Origin of the sequence: Streptomyces sp. NBC_00377 (assembly GCF_036075115.1) — a bacterium.
Lineage (GTDB): Bacteria > Actinomycetota > Actinomycetes > Streptomycetales > Streptomycetaceae > Streptomyces.
Map to the genome: position 1 here is coordinate 7,976,004 of NZ_CP107958.1, position 23,088 is coordinate 7,999,091.

At 69.8% G+C, this 23,088-nt stretch carries 26 protein-coding genes and 1 pseudogene; 12 read left to right on the top strand and 15 right to left on the bottom strand.

The window, feature by feature from the left end; all coding sequences use genetic code 11:
- Positions 1-136: 136 nt before the first annotated feature.
- On the bottom strand, positions 137-592 hold the full coding sequence (locus OHS71_RS35460; protein WP_328483398.1) for a MarR family winged helix-turn-helix transcriptional regulator: 456 nt from the start codon (positions 590-592) through the stop codon (positions 137-139).
- Between the two features lie 72 nt (positions 593-664).
- Here OHS71_RS35460 and OHS71_RS35465 point away from each other — a divergent pair, with 72 nt between their 5' ends.
- The 4 genes from OHS71_RS35465 (at position 665) to OHS71_RS35480 (ending at position 4,227) form a co-directional block, all read left to right on the top strand.
- Positions 665-1,456 carry an SDR family NAD(P)-dependent oxidoreductase gene (locus OHS71_RS35465; protein ID WP_328483399.1) on the top strand — a complete coding sequence of 264 codons (792 nt, stop codon included), beginning with the start codon at positions 665-667 and terminating at the stop codon, positions 1,454-1,456.
- Between the two features lie 285 nt (positions 1,457-1,741).
- Positions 1,742-3,277, top strand: a complete 1,536-nt coding sequence (locus OHS71_RS35470; protein ID WP_328483400.1) for an aldehyde dehydrogenase family protein — start codon at positions 1,742-1,744, stop codon at positions 3,275-3,277.
- A 366-nt stretch (positions 3,278-3,643) separates the two neighbouring features.
- A complete protein-coding gene (locus OHS71_RS35475; protein WP_328483401.1) occupies positions 3,644-4,012 on the top strand; it encodes a TetR/AcrR family transcriptional regulator in 369 nt (122 codons plus the stop codon).
- Between the two features lie 8 nt (positions 4,013-4,020).
- On the top strand, positions 4,021-4,227 hold the full coding sequence (locus OHS71_RS35480) for a hypothetical protein (RefSeq protein WP_328483402.1): 207 nt from the start codon (positions 4,021-4,023) through the stop codon (positions 4,225-4,227).
- Between the two features lie 10 nt (positions 4,228-4,237).
- Here OHS71_RS35480 and OHS71_RS35485 read toward each other — a convergent pair whose 3' ends face one another.
- On the bottom strand, positions 4,238-5,611 hold the full coding sequence (locus OHS71_RS35485) for an FAD-dependent monooxygenase (RefSeq protein ID WP_328483403.1): 1,374 nt from the start codon (positions 5,609-5,611) through the stop codon (positions 4,238-4,240).
- A gap of 19 nt (positions 5,612-5,630) precedes the next feature.
- Here OHS71_RS35485 and OHS71_RS35490 point away from each other — a divergent pair, with 19 nt between their 5' ends.
- From OHS71_RS35490 to OHS71_RS35500, 3 genes are all read left to right on the top strand, one after another.
- Positions 5,631-6,086, top strand: a complete 456-nt coding sequence (locus OHS71_RS35490; RefSeq protein ID WP_328483404.1) for a hypothetical protein — start codon at positions 5,631-5,633, stop codon at positions 6,084-6,086.
- Entirely contained in the window at positions 6,086-7,189 is a 1,104-nt protein-coding gene (locus tag OHS71_RS35495) for an alcohol dehydrogenase catalytic domain-containing protein (protein ID WP_328483405.1), read from the top strand. Before OHS71_RS35490 ends, OHS71_RS35495 begins: the two co-directional genes overlap by 1 nt.
- 65 nt (positions 7,190-7,254) lie before the next feature.
- Positions 7,255-8,142 carry an SDR family oxidoreductase gene (locus OHS71_RS35500; RefSeq protein ID WP_328483406.1) on the top strand — a complete coding sequence of 296 codons (888 nt, stop codon included), beginning with the start codon at positions 7,255-7,257 and terminating at the stop codon, positions 8,140-8,142.
- A gap of 201 nt (positions 8,143-8,343) precedes the next feature.
- On the opposite strand, the gene OHS71_RS35505 is transcribed toward OHS71_RS35500, so the two are convergent.
- Both OHS71_RS35505 and OHS71_RS35510 read right to left on the bottom strand, forming a co-directional pair.
- The gene (locus OHS71_RS35505) at positions 8,344-8,580 is read right to left on the bottom strand and encodes a TetR-like C-terminal domain-containing protein (protein WP_328484756.1); all 237 of its coding nucleotides are present in this window, start codon (positions 8,578-8,580) and stop codon (positions 8,344-8,346) included.
- Between the two features lie 31 nt (positions 8,581-8,611).
- Positions 8,612-8,803, bottom strand: a complete 192-nt coding sequence (locus OHS71_RS35510; RefSeq protein WP_328483407.1) for a hypothetical protein — start codon at positions 8,801-8,803, stop codon at positions 8,612-8,614.
- Between the two features lie 181 nt (positions 8,804-8,984).
- Between OHS71_RS35510 and OHS71_RS35515 the strand changes: the two genes are divergently transcribed.
- Positions 8,985-10,520, top strand: coding sequence for a hypothetical protein (locus OHS71_RS35515; protein WP_328483408.1), 1,536 nt, complete (start codon positions 8,985-8,987; stop codon positions 10,518-10,520).
- Here OHS71_RS35515 and OHS71_RS35520 read toward each other — a convergent pair.
- The 3 genes and pseudogenes from OHS71_RS35520 to OHS71_RS35530 form a co-directional block, all read right to left on the bottom strand.
- Positions 10,521-10,712, bottom strand: a pseudogene (locus OHS71_RS35520) (transposase); the annotation flags it as partial.
- Positions 10,713-10,752: 40 nt separating this feature from the next.
- Complete coding sequence (locus tag OHS71_RS35525) at positions 10,753-11,007, bottom strand: hypothetical protein (RefSeq protein ID WP_328483409.1); 255 nt, start codon at positions 11,005-11,007, stop codon at positions 10,753-10,755.
- 364 nt (positions 11,008-11,371) lie between these two features.
- Positions 11,372-11,971: a TetR/AcrR family transcriptional regulator gene (locus OHS71_RS35530; RefSeq protein ID WP_328483410.1), complete on the bottom strand. Its 600-nt coding sequence runs from the start codon at positions 11,969-11,971 to the stop codon at positions 11,372-11,374.
- Between the two features lie 143 nt (positions 11,972-12,114).
- Here OHS71_RS35530 and OHS71_RS35535 point away from each other — a divergent pair, with 143 nt between their 5' ends.
- Both OHS71_RS35535 and OHS71_RS35540 read left to right on the top strand, forming a co-directional pair.
- Positions 12,115-12,909: an alpha/beta fold hydrolase gene (locus tag OHS71_RS35535; RefSeq protein WP_328483411.1), complete on the top strand. Its 795-nt coding sequence runs from the start codon at positions 12,115-12,117 to the stop codon at positions 12,907-12,909.
- A gap of 92 nt (positions 12,910-13,001) precedes the next feature.
- Positions 13,002-13,373 carry an antibiotic biosynthesis monooxygenase family protein gene (locus tag OHS71_RS35540; RefSeq protein ID WP_328483412.1) on the top strand — a complete coding sequence of 124 codons (372 nt, stop codon included), beginning with the start codon at positions 13,002-13,004 and terminating at the stop codon, positions 13,371-13,373.
- A gap of 189 nt (positions 13,374-13,562) precedes the next feature.
- On the opposite strand, the gene OHS71_RS35545 is transcribed toward OHS71_RS35540, so the two are convergent.
- The 6 genes from OHS71_RS35545 to OHS71_RS35570 all read right to left on the bottom strand — a co-directional run bounded on the left by OHS71_RS35545 (position 13,563) and on the right by OHS71_RS35570 (position 18,859).
- Positions 13,563-14,933, bottom strand: coding sequence for a (2,3-dihydroxybenzoyl)adenylate synthase (locus OHS71_RS35545; protein ID WP_328483413.1), 1,371 nt, complete (start codon positions 14,931-14,933; stop codon positions 13,563-13,565).
- A gap of 261 nt (positions 14,934-15,194) precedes the next feature.
- Positions 15,195-15,485: a hypothetical protein gene (locus OHS71_RS35550; RefSeq protein WP_328483414.1), complete on the bottom strand. Its 291-nt coding sequence runs from the start codon at positions 15,483-15,485 to the stop codon at positions 15,195-15,197.
- Between the two features lie 146 nt (positions 15,486-15,631).
- The gene (locus OHS71_RS35555; protein WP_328483415.1) at positions 15,632-16,300 is read right to left on the bottom strand and encodes an NAD(P)-dependent oxidoreductase; all 669 of its coding nucleotides are present in this window, start codon (positions 16,298-16,300) and stop codon (positions 15,632-15,634) included.
- Positions 16,297-17,130 (bottom strand): NAD(P)H-binding protein, encoded by an 834-nt coding sequence (locus OHS71_RS35560; protein ID WP_328483416.1) that lies wholly within the window; start codon positions 17,128-17,130, stop codon positions 16,297-16,299. Before OHS71_RS35560 ends, OHS71_RS35555 begins: the two co-directional genes overlap by 4 nt.
- A gap of 155 nt (positions 17,131-17,285) precedes the next feature.
- Entirely contained in the window at positions 17,286-18,206 is a 921-nt protein-coding gene (locus tag OHS71_RS35565; RefSeq protein WP_328483417.1) for an RNA polymerase sigma-70 factor, read from the bottom strand.
- A 179-nt stretch (positions 18,207-18,385) separates the two neighbouring features.
- Positions 18,386-18,859, bottom strand: coding sequence for a carboxymuconolactone decarboxylase family protein (locus OHS71_RS35570; RefSeq protein WP_266719165.1), 474 nt, complete (start codon positions 18,857-18,859; stop codon positions 18,386-18,388).
- 170 nt (positions 18,860-19,029) lie between these two features.
- Here OHS71_RS35570 and OHS71_RS35575 point away from each other — a divergent pair, with 170 nt between their 5' ends.
- A complete protein-coding gene (locus OHS71_RS35575) occupies positions 19,030-19,413 on the top strand; it encodes a DoxX family protein (protein ID WP_266719163.1) in 384 nt (127 codons plus the stop codon).
- Between the two features lie 211 nt (positions 19,414-19,624).
- Here OHS71_RS35575 and OHS71_RS35580 read toward each other — a convergent pair whose 3' ends face one another.
- Positions 19,625-20,821 carry an NAD(P)/FAD-dependent oxidoreductase gene (locus OHS71_RS35580; RefSeq protein ID WP_328483418.1) on the bottom strand — a complete coding sequence of 399 codons (1,197 nt, stop codon included), beginning with the start codon at positions 20,819-20,821 and terminating at the stop codon, positions 19,625-19,627.
- A gap of 113 nt (positions 20,822-20,934) precedes the next feature.
- Positions 20,935-21,387: a nuclear transport factor 2 family protein gene (locus OHS71_RS35585; protein ID WP_266719159.1), complete on the bottom strand. Its 453-nt coding sequence runs from the start codon at positions 21,385-21,387 to the stop codon at positions 20,935-20,937.
- A 166-nt stretch (positions 21,388-21,553) separates the two neighbouring features.
- Between OHS71_RS35585 and OHS71_RS35590 the strand changes: the two genes are divergently transcribed.
- Positions 21,554-22,444, top strand: a complete 891-nt coding sequence (locus OHS71_RS35590) for a LysR family transcriptional regulator (RefSeq protein WP_328483419.1) — start codon at positions 21,554-21,556, stop codon at positions 22,442-22,444.
- The last annotated feature ends 644 nt before the right edge of the window (positions 22,445-23,088 follow it).

Sequence of the window (23,088 nt, forward strand, 5' to 3'; positions counted from 1 at the left end):
GGGCCGACCGGTGCCGCGGTCGGCTGGAGCCGCGCTGGCGGCGGCCTACGATGCGCCGAGACCGCCGGGGGAGCGGGCGGCGTGCGCCCTGCCTGGGCCACCGACGCGCCGGCCTGTCCTTGACCGGGCGACGAGCTCAGGCGTTGCGCACCGTCTTGCTCACCTGGTCGAGCAGCGTCCGTAGCTGCGCGCTCTGGTCCGGTCCCAGGCCCTCGGTGATGTGACGCTCTACGTCGGCGATCACCTGGTCGGCCGCGCGCAGCGCCTCCCGCCCGGCGTCGGTGAGATGCAGTTCCTGCACGTGCCGGTGGCGCGGGTGCTCGCGCCTCTCCAACTGGCCGCGGCCCTCCAGGCGTGCCACGAGGGAGGCGACGGCCTGAGGGGTGACGTGGAGGCGGCGGGCCAACTCGGCGCCGGCCAGCCCTGGTTCGCTGTGCACCGACATCAGCAGGGTGTAGTGCGCGGCGGCCATGCCCAGCGGGCGTAGCCGCTGTTCCTTGAGCGTCTGCACCGCCAGTTCCGCGCGCCGCAATGCCCAGGTCACCCGGTCAAGCGCGCCGAGCCCCACAGGCTCCTCGTCATCACGTATCACCCGCCAAGGGTACGACACTTCATAACCATCAAGCGTTTGACACTCAGCTAACGGTTGAGGCATGCTCGATGTATGACTCGCACGATCGCTCTCATCACCGGAGCTTCCTCCGGCATCGGCGCCGAATACGCCCGTCTGCTGGCGGATGACCACGACCTCGTCCTGGTGGCGCGCCGCGCGGACCGGCTCGGCGACTTCGCGGAGGAGCTCCGCGCCCGGGGTGCCGCCGTGGAGGTGCTGCCCGCCGATCTCGGCACCCACGAGGGCATCACCGCTGTCACCGGCCGTCTCGCCGCGGGGGACGTGCGCCTGCTGGTCAGCAACGCCGGCGCCGGCGGCTACGCCCCGCTCGTCGACGTCGACCCCGCCGACATCGACCGCCTGCTCACCCTCAACGCCGTGGCCCCCGTTCAGCTGGTCCGCGCCGCGCTTCCCGGAATGCTCGCCGCCGGAGAAGGCGCGATCATCACGGTGGCCTCGCTGCTGGCCTTCAGCGGCGGCCTCAACGACCCCCGCGCACCACGACGCACTCTCTACGCGGCGGCGAAGGCCGCCACCGTCGCCTTCACCCGGACCCTCACGGGTGAGCTCGCGGACACGCCCATCCGTACGCAGCTGCTGCTGCCCGGCGTCGTGGCCACGGAGTGGAACGAAGGCGTCGGCCGCGACATCCCCTGGGCGATGACCCCGCAGGACGTCGCCTCGGCCAGCCTTGCCGGCCTGCGCCTGGGGGAGACCGTGTGCGCACCCGGTCTGGAGAACCAGGCCGCAGCCCTTGAAGCCCTGCTGGCCGCGGAGTCCGCTCTGCTCACCGGCGGCAACCAGCCCACCCTCGCAACTCGCTACCGCGGCCCGCAGGCGTAGCAGCGGGCGCCTTCTCGGCGCTGCCCCCGACCCGGCCACGGGTCGCCCTCCCAGGGTTGCGCCACGCCCGTCCGTCGAGGGTGCTTCCCGATCCGCGGCCCCCCTTGCCGAACTGCCGAAAGGCCGGCACGGCACACGCTCCCCATGACCTCCACCATGCAGTCCTCCACGTCGGCCCGCGCCGACTGCCCTCCAGCGGCCACTCGTGCCGAAGACCGCCTCCGCCACCGCCCTCACCCACGGCGTGTCGCATTCGGGCGGGCGGAAGAAAGTTAGGGAAGACCTATGACCGACAACATCCCGACGATCACACGTGACGGCGTCATCGGATACGACGCGACCGAGATCGTCACCATCGACCAGGCCACCGGAGCCGAGTTCGCCCGGTATCCCGTGGCCGGCAAGGAAGAGGCGGCCGCGGCCGTCGCCGCCGCACGCTCAGTCACCGGGGCCTGGTGGGACCTCGGCTTCGAGGGCCGTGCGGAGCGGCTGCGCGCGTGGCGGCGGCAGATAGCTTTGAGCGGTGAGGAGGGCGCCGCACTCATTCACGCCGAGAACGGCAAGCCCCTCGACGACGCCCGCGTGGAGGTGCTCGGAACTCTCGAGCACCTGCACTACGTTGCTGACAACGCCGCGCGGGTCCTGGAGCGCCGGGAGGTTCCGGCCAGCCCCACCACGCCCAACCAGCGTGCGTGGGTCGAGTACCAGCCCTACGGCGTGGTCGGCGTCATAGGCCCGTGGAACTTCCCCCTGCTCACTCCCGCGGCCATCCTCGCCGATGCGCTCGCGGCCGGGAACGCCGTCATCCTCAAGCCGAGCCAGATCACGCCCGGCGTCGCCGAATGGCTCATCCGAACCTGGCAGCGTGCCGTTCCGGAACTGCCGGCCGTCCTACAGAACCTGAACGGATACGGGGCCACGGGCCAGGCGCTCATCGAGGCCGGCCTCGACAAGCTCGCGTTCACGGGCAGTGTCGCCACGGGTCGGACGGTTGCCGCCCAATGCGCGCAGACCCTGACCCCCGTTCTGCTGGAACTCGGCGGAAAGGACGGCGTCATCGTCGCCGAGGACGCCGATCTGGACGAAGCCGCCGCTCACGTCGTGTGGGGCGCGATGCAGAACACCGGACACGGTTGCATCAGTCTCGAAGTGGCCTATGTCGTCGAGTCGGTGCACGACGAGTTCGTCGAGAAGATCAGCGAGCTCGCCGGGCAGGTACGCGTCGGCAGCGACGAGGACGCGGAGATCGGGCCGGTTCCGCTGCCGAGCCAGACCTCGATCATCCGGGAACACATCCAGGACGCCCTGGAGCGCGGCGCGACCGCCACCGTCGGCGGCCTCGACGCGGTGGGCGACCGCTATGCCGCGCCCACCATCCTGGTCGGTGTGGCCCCCGACGCCCTCGCGGCGACGGAGGAGACGTTCGGGCCGACGCTGGCAGTCGTCAAGGTCGCCGACGCCGATGAGGCCGTCGCTCACATCAACGCCGGCCGGTACGGGCTGGGCAGCGCCGTCTTCAGCCGCGACCGCGGCGAAGCCATCGCTCGTCGCCTCCGCGTGGGAATGACCAGCATCAACGATGCTCTGGTGTTCTCCATGAACCCCGCCGTGCCGTTCGGCGGTCGGGGCGACAGCGGTTACGGGCGCAAGCAGGGGGAGGAGGGACTGCGGGAGTTCGCCTACGCGCACTCCTTCACCGCCAAGACCGGCCCCGCCCGGTTCTCCGCCTCGACCTTCGGCAGGCCCGCGGGTGCCATGGCGGGAGCCCTCGCCGGCGCCCGTAACAGGATCCTGGCCGAGAGCGGCGAGAAGTCGGACTGATTCACCTCACGGGCGCCGACGGAGGTTCCGGGCCGAGCCCGGCGCCGTACGTGCCCTCACGAGGCAGGCCATCGGCCTGCCCGGCACCCGGGTTCGATACGCTGCACCGTCTTGGACCCGGGTCCCGGACTACGCGCCGATGCCGGGGCGCATGGGAGAGCTGCGGCGCGGCCGCGGGTGCGAGCGGTGAGCGATGGATGGCCGCCGGGCATGCGGCCGCCCGGCGATGGTCTTCCCCGGTGAAGGATCTCCAGGGACTCCTCGCCGGGGACCGGCGGGCACAGCACTCCTTCCTCCTGAGCAGGGCGCGGCCTGCCGGGTGTCTACACTCACTTGAGATGTGGTGAACTCATGGGAGGAGTCGGGATGCCGCGGAACCGCCAACAGATCCCCCGGGAGGAGCGCACGGGTGATCTGCTAGCCGCGGCCACCGAGCTCTTTCTCTCGAAGGGCTACGACAAGACCACGATGGCGGACATCAGTTCCGCCGCGGGCGTGGCCCGGGGCAACGTCTATTGGTACTTCGACTCCAAGGACCACATCTTCGCCGCCGTCATGAACCGCATGCTCAGTCGCGAGATCCGCATCCTCAACGAGGAGCAGGCCGGTGCCGACCCACTGAGCCGCCTGGTGCGCGGGCTGTCCGACATGCGCTATTCCCGTCCGCTGCACCAGGCCATGCACGACCGGCTTCCTCATTCGGAGGCAGTCCGCGAGGCCCACAACACCTCCTGAACTGGATTGTGGGACTGGTCGACGAGCTCATGGCCGAGCACGGCCTCGATCAGGCCCCCGGCGTCGATGCCGCGCTCGTCCGCGATGTCGCGGTCGCCGTGTTCGAAGGGGCGAACGTGCCCAACGACCGGAACAGGCCGGCCCACGAGATGATCCGGTTCCTGATGGAGTCCGCCCTGGCCAGGAGTTCAGGGGCCAAGGGGCGGAAGCGCTGAGAGCGGTAACTCAGACGAGGTGAGTACCGACTCCCGCTGACACCGTCCGCGCCGCTCCGGGCGCTTGCGCGTCCGGAGGCGGGAACGTCGCCCCGCGCAGCATGTCGAGCACAGCGACGGGATCCGCGGGAGCCAGCCGACCCCGCCAGCCGACGTGGCCGTCCGGGCGGACGAGGACGAGCGGCCGCTCGTACAGCTCTGCGGCGGCCGGGTCGGCGAGGCTCAACACCGTCAACGGCACATGACACCGGCGGGCGGCCTGCACCAGCGGCGTCGGGTCCGCGGAACCCGAGACCACGAGCGTGAACCCATGCCCGAAGTGGTCGAGGACCGAACTGCCGTCGGGCAGCCAGACGTGCGGTGCGCGGCAGCCGGGCCACGTCGACGGTACGTACTCGTCCGGCTCGTCGGGCGGCTCCGGACTTCCGTCCGGCACGCAGATCGGGGAACCGCTGTAACGGTATCCGAGCTGGACGCCCGTGCAGCGGAACTCCTTGGCCCGGGACCGGCGGATCTCCTCGCCCAGCTCACGTCGGAGCCGTTCGCCTTCCGCGTCCATGCGGTCGAGCACTGGATCGGGGACGAGCCCCGCGTCGGCCCTCCAGTTGCTGGAGGCTTCCGTGACGTTGCGGACGGCGACGGGCCGCCGCTCCTTCTCGTAGCTGTCCAGGAGCGCCGGGCCTCCCCATCCTTGGAAGGTCGCGGCGAGCTTCCAGCCGAGGTCCACGGCGTCGCCGATCCCGGTGTTGGCGCCGAAGCCTCCCTTGGGCCAGAGCAGATGCGCGGCGTCTCCCGCGAGGAACACGCGCCCCTCACGGTAGGTGCGGGCCACGACGCAGTGTCCACTCCAGGGCTGCGCTGCGAGGATCTCCACGTCGATCGGCGCACCGACGGCGTCGCGTATCCAGGCGACCGCGTCGTCGGGGTCGGGCTCCTCGTCCAGGTAGACCGAGAGCCGCCACTCGTCCACGCCGTTGACGACCGTGATGTACGGCCTGCGCACCGACGACAGGGTGTGGATCTGCACCGCTGGGCCGCCCAGCCGCTCCCGCAGCAGGTCCAGCAGCTGCGGCGAACGGAAGTGCACAGCGAAGTTGTGCCCCTGGGCGAACATGCCCTCGAACTCGATGCCGAGCGCCCGACGTATGCCGCTGCGGCCTCCGTCGCAGGCCACCAGGTAGGTGCCGGTCAGCGTCTCGGTGGCACCGCTCGCCAGGTCGCGCACCACGGCCAGGACACCCTTGGAGTCCTGTTCCATCGTCTCCAGGCGGGTGCCGTACCTGATCTCGACTCCCGGCAGTTCACCGGCTGTGCGTGCGAGCAACGGCACGAAGGAGAACTTGGACAGGAACGCGGGACCTTCCGGCGTCAGCGGGTTGTACACCCCCGAAGACGGTGATGTCGTGGCCGACCGCGGCCACGACATCACCGTCTTCGGGGTCGACGAACAGCTCCTGCTCGAGCAGGTGCACCAGGAGGACCGGCGGATGGCGGTGCTGCGGGCCGATCCCGGTCAGGACACCACCTGGCTGTACGCGACAGATCGCATCCGCCTCGGCATGGTCGCCACCATTCCCGGCGGACAGCGCCGCTACCGGCGTACCCTCGACGCCGACGAGATCCAGTACCAGGCCCGTGGTCACCGCACGCTGATCACCCAGCGGGGCATCGTCGACCTCAAGCCGGGCGACTTCGTGCGCATCCCGCTCGGCATCTCCCACACCAGCGTCGTGACCGAACCCGGGGACTACGTCAGTCTCCTCTCGCACCAGGAACTGCCCCAGGTCGCCGAGACCACGCGTACGGCGGATGCCTACACCCCCGAACTTCTCCCGAGCCTCACCGTGGAGGTCCGCTGATGGCCACGATGCTTGCCCTGCGAGCGCACCAGGGCGCCGAAGCGCTCGTCCTGGGGGAAGTGCCCGTCCCCGAGCCAGGTCCGCTCGACGTGGTCGTGAAGGTCGCCTCCGCCGGCCTGGCGCCGGGCATCATGCGCCTGCTTCGGATGGGAGCGCTCAAGCACCTGCCCACCACACTCGGCCACGAGGCCGCAGGCGTCGTCTCCGCCGTCGGCCGGGACGTCACCGGCCACGCGGCCGGCGACCGGGTGCGGGTGCACCCCCTGCTGAACTGCCGTGAGTGCGAGTACTGCCGTACCGACCGGGACATGATGTGCCCCCAGCAGGCCATGCTCGGTCACGCCGCCTTCGGCGATGCCCCGATGCCCCTGTACGAGCAGTACCACGACGGCGGACTCGCGGAATACGTCCGTGTCCCGCACTGGCTGACCGATTCCCTGCCGGACTCCGTCGGCTTCGACGTCGCGGCCAAGGTTCAGGATCTGGCCAACGCCGTGCGCGCACTCAAGTGCGCGGACCTGCCGGAACGGGCCACCCTCGTGGTCACCGCCGCGACCGGCACCATGGGAACCGCGACGGTCAAACTCGCGGAGCATTTCGGAGTCGCCCGTCTGATCCTCGTCGGCCGCGACAGCGAGCGCCTCCACCGCGTCGCCGGGCTCGCCGGCGGCGTACCGGCCGGTGTCGTCGCACTCGACGAACTCCCTGACAACTGGTCGACCGACGGCACTCTCACCCGTCGGCTGCGCGAGCTGGCACCCGAGGGAGCCCATGCCGTCATCGACTTCATCCCGGAGGGCCCCGCCCTCGGCCAGACCATGGCCGGCATGGCCACCGGCGGCACACTCGTGCACATGGGCGGTAACTCCACCCCGCTGTCGCTCCCCGCCATCGCCCTGATGATGCATTGCTGGCGCTTCGTCGCCACTCGCGCGTGCACCCGCCAGGACACGACGGATGTGCTGCGTCTGCTCGCGACGGGCGCCCTCACCGCCGACGAGCTCATCACCCATCGGTTCCCGCTCACCGAAGCGCTCAAGGCCATGGACGCCATAGAGCAACGGGTCGACGACCCGATGTGGATGACCGTGATCAATCCCTGATCCGACGCACGAGCGTGTCACGACTCCGAGAAGTCGCCGCAGAACCGCGAGAGGAAGCCGGGAACGTGTCCGAATCACAAGCCGTACGCAGTCAGGAGCCGCCCCTGATCGCGGTGATCGGGGCGGCCGGGCTCTGCGGTACGTACGTGCTGAAGGCCGCGCTGCTAGCCCCATTCAGGGTCCGGGCCGTGGTGCACGGCCCGGCAGGGCGGGAACGAGTGGCTGCCCTGGGCGTGGACGACATCGTCGAGGCCGACCTGGCGAAGCCGGACGGCATCCGTCAGGCGCTGGAGAACGCGGACTCCGTGTTCATGATCCCGCCGGCGTTCCACCCGGAGGAAGACGTGCTCTCGACGAGGGCGCTCGAGGCGGCTGAGCACGCGGGCGCCCGCCGGTTCGTGTACCTGTCCGTCCTCCACCCGCACACCCCCGGGCTGCGCCACCACCTGCGCAAGGCGAACGCCGAGGCCGCCGTGCGGGCCTCGCGGCTGAACTGGACGATCCTCCAGCCCTCGATGTTCGCGCAGATCGTCCTGTCGACGTGGGGGAGGGCTCCGGCCGGCCCCGTCGGGGTGCCGTTCAACGTCGACAACGTGTTCTCGTTCATCGACTTGCGCGACCTCGGGGAAGCCGGCGTCAAGGTGCTTGCCGAGAAAGTCCACGACTCGGCGACCTACGAACTCGCGGGACCCGCTCTGACGTTGGCCCAGGCGGTGCGCTTCGCCGGGCGCACGCGAGGAGTGGATCTGGAGGCGAGGACGGTGGACTGGGCGGATGCACCGCTCCCGCCGGGAGTGGCCGACTCCGCCTCCCGGGCCTCGGACATGCGCGCCATGTGGCAGGACTATGACCGGCACAGCCTGCGCGGCAACAGCAACGTCCTGTGGATGCTGCTCGGCCGTGCACCCGCGTCCTTCATGGAAGCGGCCACCGCGTTCGCCGCGCGAGACTGAGCGCCCCCGACGAAGTCGTGGGGTGCCCGCCAATGGAGGGGAGAGACCTCACGTAGGGACAACGGAGAACCACCACCGCGCTGACGGCTGGTCGGTAGGCGACAGACGAGCGGCCGGGGCGCACCACCATGTCGGGTTCGCGCGCCCACCGGGTGCGGTGCGGCGGGCGGGTGGCAGCGGCTGCGCCCCCGTGCCTACGCTTCAACTGCGTGGGGAGCTGACAGGCCGTAGGCCATGGAGGACGGTGCCGACGATCTCTTCGGGCAGCCCAGCCGGGAGGTCGGGGTCGTGGCGTACCAACGTGCGGATGAGCAGTGGACCGACGAACATGTCGATGGCCAGTTCCCGGTCGATGCCCATACGGAGTTCCCCGTTCAGCTGGCCTCGCCGGAGGATCTCCTCCTTTCCGCGTTTCTTTCTCACGTCGGCGCGCCGGATCCGGGAAGCGGCATTCGCTGGTCGGCCAGGGCTAGTTCAGTGATCGAGTGTCGACGGCGAGGGCGTCGGGGTTCAGTTCCTCGACCAAACGGTAGAGCAGCCGGTGAATGGCGTCCTTGTCGTCCGGGGGGAGTGGCGACGTCGTCTCCCGTTCGATCCGACGCGCGATCGACGCGGCACGAGCGGCCACCGCGTGTCCCTCGGCCGTCGCGAACAGGCGCATGCTGCGGCGGCTGGTCGGATGCGGCTCCCGTCGCAGCAGTCCTCGCTCGACGAGCTGCGTCGCAGGCGGGGGCTTCGCGAGGCGCCGGTAGTGGCAAAGGGGCGACGGCTGGCCTTTCAAAATTACTCAGAGCAGCTCACCCAGTGCATTCTCGTCCTTGTGGCCAGGGCACGGAGACGTCATGGTGTCAATCGTGAACTATGGCCGCTTCAGCAAGCGCCGGTCCATCAAGCGCGAGATAAGGGAACTACAGGTGCGCTTCGACGCGGGCGACCAACGCGTGGCGTACCGGCTCGGTGAGTTGCTGGCAAAGCTGGGCCGTAGCGATGAGTTGCGTGCCCGGGCCGATGCGGGCGACAGGTATGCGGCCGAGCATCTGGCGCGTCTGCTGGCAGCGCAGGACCGGATCGATGAACTGCGCGATCTTGCCGAAACCAGCAGCTCACACATCGTGGCCCAGTTGCTGTACGCCACGCTGGCAGGGCTGGGCCGTCTCGATGAACTACAGGCCCGCGCCGAGGGCGGAAACCTGTACGCCGCGAAGAAGTTGGTAGTTGTGCTGGTCGACGCGGGACGTTTCGACGATGCCGTCGCGGTGCAGGCCAGTTTCGATACGGCCGACACATCTCCCAGCGACGCGGATTCACTTACCGTCCTGCTCGTCACGTTGCTGATCGACCACGGCCGTGTAGACGAGGCTCTCGACGTCCAACGGGCCCGTGCCGACGCCGACGACAGTTACGGCGCCGACAGGCTGGCTTATCTGCTGATGGAACACGGCCGTCTCGACGAGCTGCGGACGCGTGCCGACACCGGCGACAGTAGCGGGGGGCGGGAGGCGGCCTGTGATGCCCTGGCCCGCATGATGGCGGCGCAGGACCGTGTGGAGGAGTTGCGGACCCGGGCCGACGCGGGGGACAGCTACGCCCGCGACAACCTGATCTTCCGGATGAGGAAGAAGCACAGTACGGAAGACTTGCGGGCCCTTGTTGACGACGGTGACACGTACGCCGCTGTCGCTCTGGCCCGTGAGCTGGAGCATCCGCGCAGTGACCGCGAGTTGTCCGCGTTCATCGATCTGCTGGCCGAGCGGGGCAGTATCGACCAGTTGCGCGCGCTCGTCGGTGAAAGCTCTACTCTCGCCATTTACAGACTGACCCATCTGTTTACCCACCAGGGCCGTATCGACGACGCCATCGCCATATGGGGCGACCGCACCGAGGCGCAGCCCAACGACTGGCATGCTCCTTACCGGCTGGCCCAGATGCTTGCCGAGCATGGCCGGATCGACCAACTGCGGGCGCGCGCCGACTCCGACGACGCCTATGCCGTTTTGAGGCTGGCCGACCTCCTGGCCGGGCAGGGACAGCTGGAGGAGGCCATCACCCTCCTCCAGGCCCACCCCCACAGCCCCGACAGACTCGTCAAGCTACTCCTCGACGAGGGCCGCATCGACGATGCCGTCGCTGTCCGACGGGCTGCCGCCCGAGTTCCCGGTGCGCGGGAATCAAGCGACCAGCAGATGGCTCGCATACTGGCGGAGCTGGGCCGTTTCGATGAGCTGCGCGCGGCACAGGAGAGCGACCGGCACGGGGACTTCCGGCTGGCTCACCTCCTCGTCCAGCTGGGTCGTGTCGAGGAGTTGCGCTTCTTCCCCGACACCGGGGGTGTTAACGAAGAGCACCGAGCGGTCCAGGACGCTCCCCCCGTCGAGTGACGCGACCTGGCAGTTGGCCTGCTTGCCCAGCGCACCGCAGTACTGGTGGGCGACGCCGACGGACATCCGTCCGTCCTTGGGGAACGACACGCCATCGACCGCCCAGGCGTCCGGGCCGATCTGCGGCACCGGCCGCTCAGCGATCCGCCGGCGCACCGGCACCGGATCCCAGGTGGACTGGTTCACGAACTGCGCGCCGACGCAGCCGCATAGGCCGGCGGTCACCGGTCGGCTAGTGGAGCGGACCCGCGAGCAACGCCGCCGGCCCCGCCGCCGCGGCCCCCACCCAGGTGAGCAGGCCGGCGGTTCCTGCATGCAGCGCGTCGTCGAGCTCGTGTCCAGCGGGCTCCACGTGCCTGGCCGACCCCAGACCAAGGAACGCGCCGGTCACGAGGGAACCGGACAGCGCGGTGCCGACCGCCGAAGTCTGGTGCCGCGCAGCAGGGTGGCCGACGTTGTCCACCGGCGGGACGAGGAGTACGTGCATGACCGCCAGACAACAGCCGCCTCATAAAGCACGTACCACTCAGCGCATGAAGCCTCCATGAAGCCGATCGCCGGAGCGACGCCCGTACCTTCGAGAGCTTCGCACCGGTGCAGAGCCTCGCTCAGGTCGGTGGTCGACCGCACCGGCTCGGCCGACCAGGGGTCGGCGAGCACGTCCGGCAGCACCCGACGTCGTTCCACATGCGCACCCGGGCAGGTGGCCGGCGGTCATGTCGGGTGTGGAGTGGTTCCCGACAGCAGGCGGCGAGGCTCACTCGGCAGGGGCGGCGATGACGGGTCGACACGAGTCCGGGTTCGCTGTCTGAACGCGGTTGTTCCTCTCTGCCGGGAGCTTTCGGTGACTACTACCGGGAGTCCTGCGGTGCGTCGGCAAGTTGCAGCGTGGTGAGCCATTGGGCGACGACGGCGTCGATGAAGGCGTCGGTGACCTGGCCGCGGTCGAGGAAGAGCCGAGCGAGGACGGGCCCGTAGAGCAGGGTGAACTCGTCGTCGCTGATCTGGATGCCCGAAGGTTCCAACAGCTTGTTGAAGCCGGCGTGGCGGTCTTCGCCGATGCGGGCGAGTGCCCGGGCGCTGTCGGGGTCGTGGTCGGCCTGGGCGGTGACGGCCAGGGCCGCGGATCGAACGGCCGGCACGCTGACGCCGGTGCGCAGGCTCTTCAGCCAGGCTGTGGCCACTTCACGTACGTCGGTGCCCGGTTCGGGGTAGGTGTCGAGGTCGGGGCCTTCGAGGACGAGGTCGAAGAGCAGCGCGGCTCGGGTGGGCCAGTGTCGGTAGAGGGTTTGGCGGGTGACGTCCGACCGCTCGGCCAGCAGGGCGTAGGTCAGCCCGGCCGGTCCGACCTGAGGCAGCAGTTCCCGCGCGACGGCCAGCACGCGATTGCGGGTGCGCTGTACGCGCGGGTTGCCCGGGGTCGGCTGGCGGCGGTGGAGGGGCTGCTTCATGCCGCCACTCTACCGGCCCATCATACGGTGTGTGTGATTGACGTCACAGGTCCAAATCATACGTGCTGTGTGATAGACCTGAGGAAGCAATCACACGCACTGGATGATTCTCGCGTGTCGGCGCATTCGAAAGGCAGACGGCCATGTCACCTCGCAACCTGATCGCACCCACGTTCGCCCGCACTCGCCTCGGCTCCGGCCCCGGCCTGCTCCTCGCCCACGGCGCCGGCAGCAGCCTGGCCGGCACCTACGGCCCCGTAATGGAAGCGCTCGCCGCGCGCCACACCGTCGTCGGCGTCGACTACCCCGGCAGCGGCGACACTCCCCGCTCCACCACCCCGCTGTCCGTCGACGACCTCGCCGACCAACTCGTCGCCGCCGCCGACGCGGAGGACCTCGACCGCTTCGCCGTGTCCGGCTACTCCCTCGGCGGGCCGGTCGCCATCCGCGCCGCCACCCGCCACCCCGAGCGCGTCGGCGCACTCGTCCTGACCGCCGCCTTTCCGCACCGCGACAACCGGCTCGCTCTCGCCTCCTCGATCCAGAGCAAGATCGCAGCCTCCGGTGACCGCGAGCTGCTCGCCGAATTCCAGCTCATGATGGCCCTCGGCACCCAGGCACTGGAGTCCATGCCCGCCGAGCAGCTGCGGCAGACCCTCGGCTACGTCGCCGCCGGTACGGCCGACGGCAGCTCCGAGCAGACCGACCTCGTCGGCCAGGTCGACGTCCGGGACGACCTCGCCGGCATCACGGTCCCCACGCTGGTCATCTCGACCACCGACGACCGGCTCGTCTCCAGCGACCTGCATCGCCGGCTCGCCGAGACCATCCCGGGCGCCCAACTCGCCGAAATCGCCACCGGTCATCTGCCGATGCTGGAGCGGACCGACGAGTGGCTGAAGCTCATGACCGACTTCCTCGACAAGCACCCCGCCTGAACGCACACCACGGGCGATGCCACAGGGGCCTGACCCCTCACCCGGACCGCTCCGGGATCACCACTCACCACACACGAGTTCATGGAGGAACCATGCTCAAGTTCGGCCGGCTCGACGAGTCCACCCACTTCCACGACCAGCAGAAGGAGGAGGCCGGCCCGGTCACCATCATCAACACCTTCGTCGCCCCGGAGGGCAAGGAGGACGAGGTGGTGGCCGCCTGGAAGGACGACGCGGAGTATATGAAGAGGTCGGGGAGCCTCCTCTCGGTGCAGCTGTACCGGGGCATCGGCGGCAGCCGGCTTTTCACCAACGTCGCCGTCTGGAAATCCACCGAGCACCTCCGTTCAGCGCTCGGCACGCCGGAGTTCGCCTCGCATCTGGGGAGCTACCCTGCCGGTACCGTGGCCTACCCGCACCTGTACCAGAAGTTCGCTGTGGAGGGCGTCTGCGACGGGGAATGACGGCTGGTCACCAGGGGGGGTGCATCCGGCTGCTGGTCCGACGGTCGGGACGGGCGACGGCGATGGCGGTACCTGGAGGTGTTTCCCCAGGTACCGCCAGAAGGCCGGCAAAGCCGATCGGCTCCCTCCGGGGGCAGCGGAAGCGTCACCGCAAAGCCGCCGGCCCGTTCGCCGCCGCGGCGAGCGCCGTCACACCGCCTCGACGGAGTCCGCCTTGCCACGGACGACATCCCGCAGACGCTTCTTGTCGATCTTGCCGACCTTTGTCAGCGGCAACTCCTCCACGACCAGCAGGTCTTCCGGGAGCTTGTATCGCGCCACCTGCATTGCGGTGAGGGCGGCACGGACCGATTCGAGGCTCAAGTGGGTCCCCGGCTCGACGACCACAACCGCGCACACCCGCTCCCCCAGGTCGGGGTCGGCCTTCGCGACGGCCGCGACGCGGGCGACGCCGGGCAGGCGGTAGATCAGGTTCTCGACCTCCTCGGCGGAGATCTTCTCGCCGCCCCGGTTGATGAGGTCCTTGTCTCGTCCTTCGACGACGAGATGGCCCGACGGGTGCAGCCGGACGACGTCACCGGTGCGGTACCAGCCGTCGGGAGTGAACGCTCGGGCGTTGTGCCCGGCGGCACGGTAGTAGCCGCGTGGGGTGTACGGGCCGCGGGTGAGCAGTGCGCCCATCTCGCCGGGCCGGACCGGGTTGTCGGAGGCGTCGACGACGAGGATCTCGTCGTCCGGACACATGGGGCGCCCCTGCGTCTCGATCTTGATGTCGTCGGGGTCGTCAGGGCACGTGTAGTTCAACAGCCCCTCTGCCATGCCGAACACCTGCTGGAGCGTGCCGCCGAGCACGGGTTCGGCGCGGCGGGCGACCTCCGGCGCAAGGCGGGCGCCACCCACTTGCAACAGCCGGAGAGCCGGCGGGGCGGGGTGGCGGCCGGAGGCCACCGCGTCGATCCAGCGCTGGACGACGGCCGGTACGGCGGCGGTGGCCGTCACGCCCTCGGCGGTCATCAGCGGCAGCACCTTGTCGGGGTCCGGGGTGAGGGCCAGGACGACCCGGCCGCCGTTCATGAGGGTGCCGAGGATGCCGGGGCAGGCCAGGGGGAAGTTGTGCCCGGCGGGCAGCGCCACCAGGTAGACGGAGTCGGAGTCGAGGCCGCAGACCTCGGCGCTGCGGCGGGCGTTGTACTCGTAGTCGTCATGCGTACGGGTGATGAGCTTCGGCAGTCCGGTCGTGCCGCCGGAGAGCAGGAAGACGGCGACGTCGCCGCTGTCCGGGGCGATCCGGTCGAGCCGGGCCCGTGCGGCGGCCGGGTCCTCGGCCGGTTCCGCCAGGGCGCGCAGGCCCGTGGCGTCGGTGTCGACCGTGCCACCCGCGACGAGCAACAGCCGCACGCTCGGGGTGGCTTCGGCGATCTCCCGCCCCAGGGCCTGGTGGTCGAAGTCGCCGAGACGGTCCGGTACGGCGATCGACGTGACCTCGGCATGCGCGGCCAGGTAGCGCAGTTCGTGACCGCGATGCGCACATGCCCTGTACGTACTGCTGGGATCGGGCACGTCGCTCCGCGTCGAACCGGGTGGGCCACTGGGCGACGGGGTCGAGTTCCTCTACCGGCACGACCACGGGACGGAGGTGCATCAGGTCAAGCGGCAGAACCGCAACGCGAACAGCTGGAATGTGGCCTCCCTCCGCGGCAAGGGAGTATGGGACGCGGCCGTGTGGTCGGCCGGCGGTCGGCCGTGAGCCGCTGCCGTTCGTCGGTGATCTGCTTTGCGCGCTATGGAGACCCAGCGCAAGCGTGCTGACCTGTTGCAACGTCAGAAGCAGCTGAGCGGCGCCGAGGCGGAGCGAGCGAGAGTGACGGAACCGGGTGCTGCGGTCCACACGATGATGTGCTGCTCGGGATCCGGTACCGCGGTGGCGATCAGCGCCGGCAGGAGTGTGGCGACGGCGAGTTTGTCGAGGGCGTCGAGTTCGACCAGGCGGACCTGGGTGTAGACGGTGCTGTCGAAGCCGCGCAGCGAGAGTTCCGGGACAAGGTCCGACGTGAGGAGTCCGGCGAACAGCCCCGCGAACACGAGGCTGACGAAACGGGCGTACTTCGTCATGATCACGTTCTTTCGTGAGGGGTGACCCGGACGGCGAAGTGACGGGCGGGACGGCCGAGGCATCTTCACCACCTTGTTGGCTACCGTCGCGGATCGTTGCTCGCCTTCTCACCCGCAGCCCGGGTCGTGTGCGTGGCTGGTATTCGTCAGTTCGCGATTCCGACGACCTGCTCGATGCTGTCCGGCTGGTTCACCATGGCCAGCATGTGGTGGGCGACGTCGGCGCGTGGCACGGAGAACCCGCCCCGGATGTTGCGGTTCCACGCGGTCCGGTACGTGCCGGTCAGGGGCTTGTCGGTGAGCTTGGGCGGGCGCGACACCGTCCATTCCAGTCCGCTGTCGCGCAGCGTCTGCTCGGTGACGGCGAGGTCGGCGTAGTGCCGGCCGAACATCGCCCGGGTGAACGGGACTCCCAGGTGGCGCATGAAGAAGCCGTCGCCGGGATCGTGTCTGGGTGGCGTCGGCCGGCCGGGCAGCGGCACCGGTCCGACGGGTGCGGCGCTGACGATGATGATCCGCCGCACGTGCTCGGCCTGCATCGCCGCGACGATCGCGCGGGTGCCACGCGAGGTGATGCCGGCGTCCGCGCGCGGGTTGCGCGGGCCGAGCGCGGACAGGACGGCGTCGGCGCCGCGTACCGCCGTGGCGAGCGTCGGCATGTCGGGTCGGGTGAGGTCGACGGCGACCGTCCGGACGCCGTCCGGCAGCTCACGTGGGCGGCGGGCCACGGCGGTGACGTCATGCCCGCCGGCTACCGCCTGCTCGACCAGGTGCCGTCCGATACCGCCGGTGGCGGCGACGATCGTGAGTTTCATCGGGTTCCTCCCGAGGTGAAGGCGGCACGGTGGTCCTGCGCCCAGGTGGCGTACGTACGTGCCGGGCGGCCCAGCAGCCGCCGCACGGTGTCGGTGGTGGGCCCGGCCTCGCGGGCGTAGTCGGCCAGCGAGCCGAGCAGCCGGTCGGGTACCTCGTCGGGCAGGCCGGCGGCGAGCATGCCGTGGCGGATCGCGTCCGGTGCGGCCTCGACGAACGACAGTGTCCGGTCGAGCGCCGCGCCGAGCGCGGCGACCTTCTCCGGCTGGCTCAGCGACTGTTCTCCGGTGAGCAGGTACGTCTGACCGCGGTGCTGTGGGTGGGTCAGGGCGAGGGCGGCCACCGCGGCGATGTCACGCTCGTCGACGGTCGAGGTCCTCGCGTGCGGGTACGCCCCTCGCACGGTCCCGGTCGCCTGGATTTGGCCGGCCCAGGCCAGGGTGTTGGCGGCGAAATCGGCGCAGCGCAGGATCGTCCAGTCCAGGCCGCTCCTCTTGGCGACGTCCTCGACCGCGTGGAACTGCTGCCGGAAGCGTGCGTGCCCGGCCGGGTACTGCACGGTCACGGCGGACAGTACGACCACTCTTGCCGCGCCCGTCCCGCGGGCGCGGGCCAACAGGTCGACAGCGGTGGATCCGGCGGCACGCGGGCTGAGCAGAACGGCCTCCACGCCGTCGAGGGGGGGAACCTTCGCGGGGTGGACGAGCTGTGTACCCACGGGGAATCCGGCGTGCGGGTCGCGGGTGACAGCGGCGACCTTCGCTCCCCTCTCAACCAGGAGGCGGACGGTTTCCCGGCCGACGACACCGGTGGCCCCGGTAATCAGGATCATGACTGAACCCCCAGTAGGTGTGTCGATAGTCGATCTTGCGCGATGGATGATCACGGTTCGTATCGCGGGAGGACGTCACGGGCAAGCCGTGCGCCAGGATCATCGGCATGCGGCAATGAAGCCTCCGGTCCTGCCCTGTCAGGCTGGTCGGGAGATCACTGGGTTTTACGGGTCTGCTTCACTTCCTGGTCGACGGCCCAGGCGTCGGCGACCGGGCCGAGGTGGCTGAGCTTGTCGGGGTTGATGACCGCGCGGATCGTCTGGATCTGCCCGTCGAGTGTGTCGAGGACGAGGATGTGGAGGATTTTGCCGTCGCGGTCGCGGAAGAGCGCGCCCGGCTGGCCGTTGACCTCGTGCGGTTCGAACGTGATGTCGATCCGGGCCATGAGCGGGTAGACGGTGGCGAGCAGCCTGGCCACGTTCTCGGCGCCGGTGACGGCCCTGGCCAGCTGCGGTGCCTTGCCACCGCCGTCCCCGACGAGCTGGACGTCGGCGGACAGCAGATTCTGTAGTCCGTCCACGTCTCCCTGCGTCAGTGCCTCGAAGAACCGCCTCGCCAGCTCCTGCCGCTCCTGGCGGTCCGCTTCGAACCGGGGCCGTCCCTCGTGCATGTGGCGGCGTGCCCGTACGAGCAGCTGTCGGCACGCGGCCTCCGAGCGCCCCACGGCGGTGGCGATCTCGTCGAAGCCGAAGGCGAAGACCTCCCGCAGCACGAACACCGACCGCTCCAGCGGACTGAGCCGCTCCAGGAGCAGCAGCGCCGCCATCGACACCGAGTCGGCGAGCTCCGCCGCGCGGGCCGGGTCCTCGTACGGATCGTCCAGCAGCGGCTCGGGCAACCACGGTCCGACGTACTTCTCCCGCCGTACCCGGGCGGAGCGAAGCACGTCGATCGCGATCCGGGTCACCGTGGCTGACAAGAACGCCTTGGCCGACACGGGCCGGGTTCTCGAGGCGTCGTAGCGGAGCCAGGTCTCCTGCACCGCGTCCTCCGCCTCGCCCACGCTGCCCAGGATCCGGTACGCGATCGAGAACAGCAGCGGCCGGAGCTCCTCGAACTCCTCGACCTTGCCCATGCAGTCTTCCCCCCATTGCGGTCTGTGTGCCCGTCCGGACCCGCGCCGGTGAGGCACCTTCGAAGATCATCCGATGTGTGGGCGGAGCAGACAACGCTCGTACCGCGACCGCCCTGCCCGCCTTGACCACGGCGTCCTGGCCCCGGCGGGCCTGACCTGAGCCAGGATGCGGTGGCGGTTCAGTGGAACTGGCCGACCTGGTAGTCGCCGGCCGGCTGCTGGGTGATGATGTTCAGTCGGTTCACCGTGTTCATGAACGAGACCAGCAGCACGAGGGCCGTGAGCTGCTCCTCGTCGTAGTGCTGGGTGGCGCGCGCCCACACGTCGTCGCTGACCCCGGTGGCCGCGTCCGCGACCCGGGTTCCCTGCTCCGCCAGCTCCAGTGCGGCGCGCTCGGCCGCGGTGAAGACCGTTGCTTCCCGCCAGGCCGCGATCAGGTTCAGCCGCACCGGGCTCTCGCCGGCCGCGGCGGCTTCCTTGGTGTGCATGTCGATGCAGGCCGCGCAGCCGTTGATCTGGCTCACGCGCAGCGCCACCAGTTCCTGCGTCGTGGCCGGCAGCGGCGATTCCTTCAGCTCCCGGCCGACCGACATGAAGTACTTGAGCGCCTTGCCGGCGGTCGGGCTGGCGAAGTAGTTCAGTCGCGTGTCCATCGTGTGCTCCTCCACGTTCGTCGATGCCTTCATCCCCAAGACGAGACGGCCCTCACGTCTGTGACACGACGCGGTGTGAGCCACGTCTCTCCGCTGACCGGGCTCGGGATGTCACAGGCCAACTCGCTGCCTCGTCTCGGGTGCGGAAGTCCTCGATCAGGGAGTTGATGATGAACGTCGCACTGTGGATCACTGCCGGAGTGCTCGCCGCTGTCTGCCTGGTGGGCAGCTCCAAGGTGTTCGTGCCGAGGGAGAAGCTGGCCGCGATGGGCTCCTCTGCGCAGTGGGTCCTGGAGTTCAGCCCCGGTGCCCTCAAGGCCATCGGTGCCGTCGAGCTGCTGGCTGCGGTCGGCCTGATCCTGCCCGCGGCGCTCGACGTCGCGCCGGCCCTGGTGCCGCTGGCCGCCACCGGACTCGTTCTGCTGTTCGCCTGCGCGGTCACCATGCGTCTGCGCCGTGGCGAGAAGGCCACGATCGCAGGCGACCTGATCTACCTCGCCCTCGCCGCCTTCATCGCATGGGGCCGTTTCGGCCCCGAGTCCTTCACCGGCTGACCACCGGCGCATATCAGTCGAGCGCCGAAGTGCCGGGCACACTCCAGGTCGTACCGATACGCCTACCAGCCAACGGAGTTGGCTACGACGTCACTCTCTTCGGCAATGAACACCCGCCTACTACAACAGCTTCGTCGCTATTGAACTTGCGCCGCGCCGCACAAAGAACACAGCCGAGTGCCGGGACCCACGTCGGCTGCCGGTGCGCGGTTCAGGCGGACTGCTCGGCGGTGGCCGCCGTCTCGCGGCGCTGGGCCCGCAGCAGTCGGCGGCCCTGTTCGCCCTTGGCCCAGGTGTGGGAGCCGGGCTTGCGTGCCTCGTTCACCAGCTGCTTGATGGTGTGCTTGCACACGAACTCCTTCACCTTCGCGCCTGTCCGGCCGCCGAGGTGGAGCCGCTTGGCGGTGTCGTCCCGGTGGGCGAACTGGAAAATGCCCGCACGGCGCCCCAGGCTGATGCACTGGCCGGCGAACCCCAGGTCGATCGGTGCGGGCCGCTTGTTCGCGATGCGGCTGAGCACCGTGTCGGCGGCGTGTGCGCCCAGCGGGCCGGCGGCCTGGCAGCTCATCCGGAACGGCATGTCCGACGGTGCCGCCGAGTCCCCGGCGGCGACGATCCACTCGTCGTCGATGCTCGTCAGGGTCTCGTCGGTGAGCAGGCGGCCCAGGGTGTCGGTGCTGAGCCCGCTGCGGGCGGCCAGGTCCGGCACGCCGAACCCGGCGGTCCAGACGGTGACCGCGCTCGACAGCTCACGGCCGTCGCCGAGCCGCACACTGCCACCGGTCACCTCCGTGACCTTCGTGCCGGGGCCCTGCAGCACGGTCACACCGAGGCCGGTCAGCCGCTCGGCGACCGAGCAGCGGCCGTTCGGGTGCAGGTAGGGGCCGAGGAGCCCGCCGCAGACCAGGGTCACGGTGCGGCCCGCCTCCGCCAGTTCGGCGGCGGTCTCGATGCCGGTCGGACCAGCGCCGACCACCGTCACCGGGGCCGTGGCGGGGGCGGCGTCGAGGACCGACCGCAGGCGCCGCGCCTCCTCGAACGTGGCGATCGGGTGGGCGAACTCGGCAGCTCCGGGCACGCCCGGATCGGCGCTGCCGCTGCCCACCGCGTAGATCAGGTAGTCGTAGCCGACCGTGCCGCCGCTCGCCAGCTCCACCCTTCGCCCCGTCGCGTCGATCCGGGTCGCGGTGTCGACCACCAGCCGGACGCGCTCGCCCAGGACCTTCCGGTAGTCGTTGACGGCCGTGTGCGTCCCGCCCGCCAACTGGTGCAGTCGGATCCGCTCGACGAAGTCCGGGCGGCAGTTGATCAGCGTCACGGTCACGTCGTCGCGCTGCGTCAGCCGGTTGGCCGCCATGACCCCGGCGTAACCGCCGCCGATCACGACGACTTCGGTGTTCTCAGCCATGGTTTCTTTCCTCCGCTTTATAGGAATTCGCGTTTCAGGAATTCGCGCACGCAAGATGTCGACTTGGCGCGCAGGATGTCGACTTCGCACACCGTGACGGCGTGCGGGACGGATCAGCTGAGGCCGAGGCGCTGCGGCGCCGAGCCGCGGAGCGGGGTGAAGTCCAGGTACCGGACCTCGTAGATGCGTTCGCTGAACTTCCAGCCGTCGGCGGTTCGCTCATAACGGTCTTGGTAGAAGGCGTAGTTCAGGTGCGAGCTGCCGTCGCGCATCCGTCCGAACTCCTGGATGTACGCTCGCCCGGCCGCGGTGTCGCCGTCCAGCCGGATGACGCCCGGGTGGACGTTCTGCACGAAGAACTCCCAGAGCGACTGGCCCCACTCGATCCCCGCGCGGATCTCCTCGCGGCCGACGAACTCCTTGTCGATGTGCGGCCAGCGCATGGCGCCCTCGGGCGTGAACAGCGAGACGGCGCGTTCGAAGTCACGCATCATCACCGCGTCCGTGAGTTCGGCTCGCAGCGCCTCTATCTCGACGCGATCGGCGATGGCCCGCATGTCGCTCATCGGTTTCCCTCCCCATCCATGTGTGCGTCAGGCGGGTGCCGCCTGTCCGGTGGTGATGGATCCAGCATCGGCGCGGGCGAACAGCGGAACAATGTAAGGTTCCTTGAGCTATTCATAATGTGGCGGTTATGTATGGGTGGCGGTTACGCATGGATGGGGGTTGTGCGTGGAGCTGCGTGACATCGAGATCTTCCTGACCTTGGCCGAGGAGTTGCACTTCGGCCGCACCGCGGAGCGGCTTCATGTGTCCCAGGCCCGCGTCAGTCAGGCCATCGCCAAGCAGGAACGGCGTCTGGGCGTCGTCCTGTTCGACCGCAGCAGCCGGCGCGTCGCCCTGACCCCGGTCGGCCGGCGTCTTCGCGAGGACCTCCAGCAGGCCGTCGACCTTCTCCGGGAGGGGCTCGCCCGCGCCGAAGCGGCCGGTGCGAGGACGGGGCAGACCCTGCGTCTGGGCGTGTTCGGCCATGCCGGCCACGAACTGCGCCCTCTCATCGAGGCCTTCCGCGCCCGCCACCCCGGCAGCGACGTCCAGTTCGGCGAGATCAACGGCAGCGACCCGTTCACCGCGCTGCGCACCGGAGAGCACGACGCGCACGTGCTGTGGCTTCCGGTGGCCGAACCGGACCTCTCGGTCGGCCCGACCGTCCTGACCGGAGGCCGCGTGCTCGCCGTGGGGGCAGACCATCCGCTGGCCGAGCGCGGCACCGCGTCGCTGGAGGACCTCGGCGACAACCACGTCGTCGACTTCGGCCCCGACGCCCCCGAGTACTGGGTCACGGCGATGGTCCCCACGCGTACGCCGCTCGGCCGCCGAATCCCGCGCGGGCCCGCCGCGCGGACCTTCCACGAGATTCTCTCCCTGGTCGCCTCCGGACAGTGCGTCCACCCGCTGGGCGAGATCGCCGCCCGCTACAACCGTCCCCCCGGCATCGTCTTCCTCCCCATGCCCGACGCCCCCACCCTCCACTTCGCCCTCACCTGGCGATCCACCGACGACAGCCCCACCCTCCGCGCACTGGCCCAGACCGCCGCCGACCACGGCCCCATCTCCATATGACAGCGGATGAAGGCCAGTTGATGGTCGCCGCTGCCGGACGCCAGGCCGGGCCCCGGCGATGGAGTGACGTCCGCGCAACGACGTCAGCGCCTACCTGACGGTGTTCACCCGAAGCTCCCCGGACCGCGCAACGGGAGCGTCCGGCTGAAGCACACGCCGCCGTTGGCCGCCGCGCAATCCGACCTCCTCGGGGCTGAGCTTGGCACGGCGTGCCTTGAGGAACTCACTCGGTCGGGTGCGGGTTGCGGTTCATGATCTCCAGCGTCGCCCACAGGCCAGGTGTTGTGAGGGGGAAGGACTCTTCCTACGTCGGGCGCGACCTGGCCGCCGAGTGAGCGCACCGCTGGGACGTCTGGACGTGCCTTGAGCAGCTCCTGGGCCAGTGCAACCGCCGAGCCAGGGTTCTAGCGGGCGGCGAGCACTACCTCGACACTGTCGCCTACGTCGAAACGGGCAGGTCTCGACGCGAAGGACACCCAGGGCATCCTGGCCGGCAACGCCGAAGCGCTTCCGGGGCTGGCCTGATCATCGGGGTGCGCTGACGAGACCATCCGGGGCCGACATGACAGCGGTGGCCGGATGTCAGGACGGTGGTGGTGGGCCCGGCGACGTCCGCCGGGCCCACCACCATGCCGTTGAGCAGG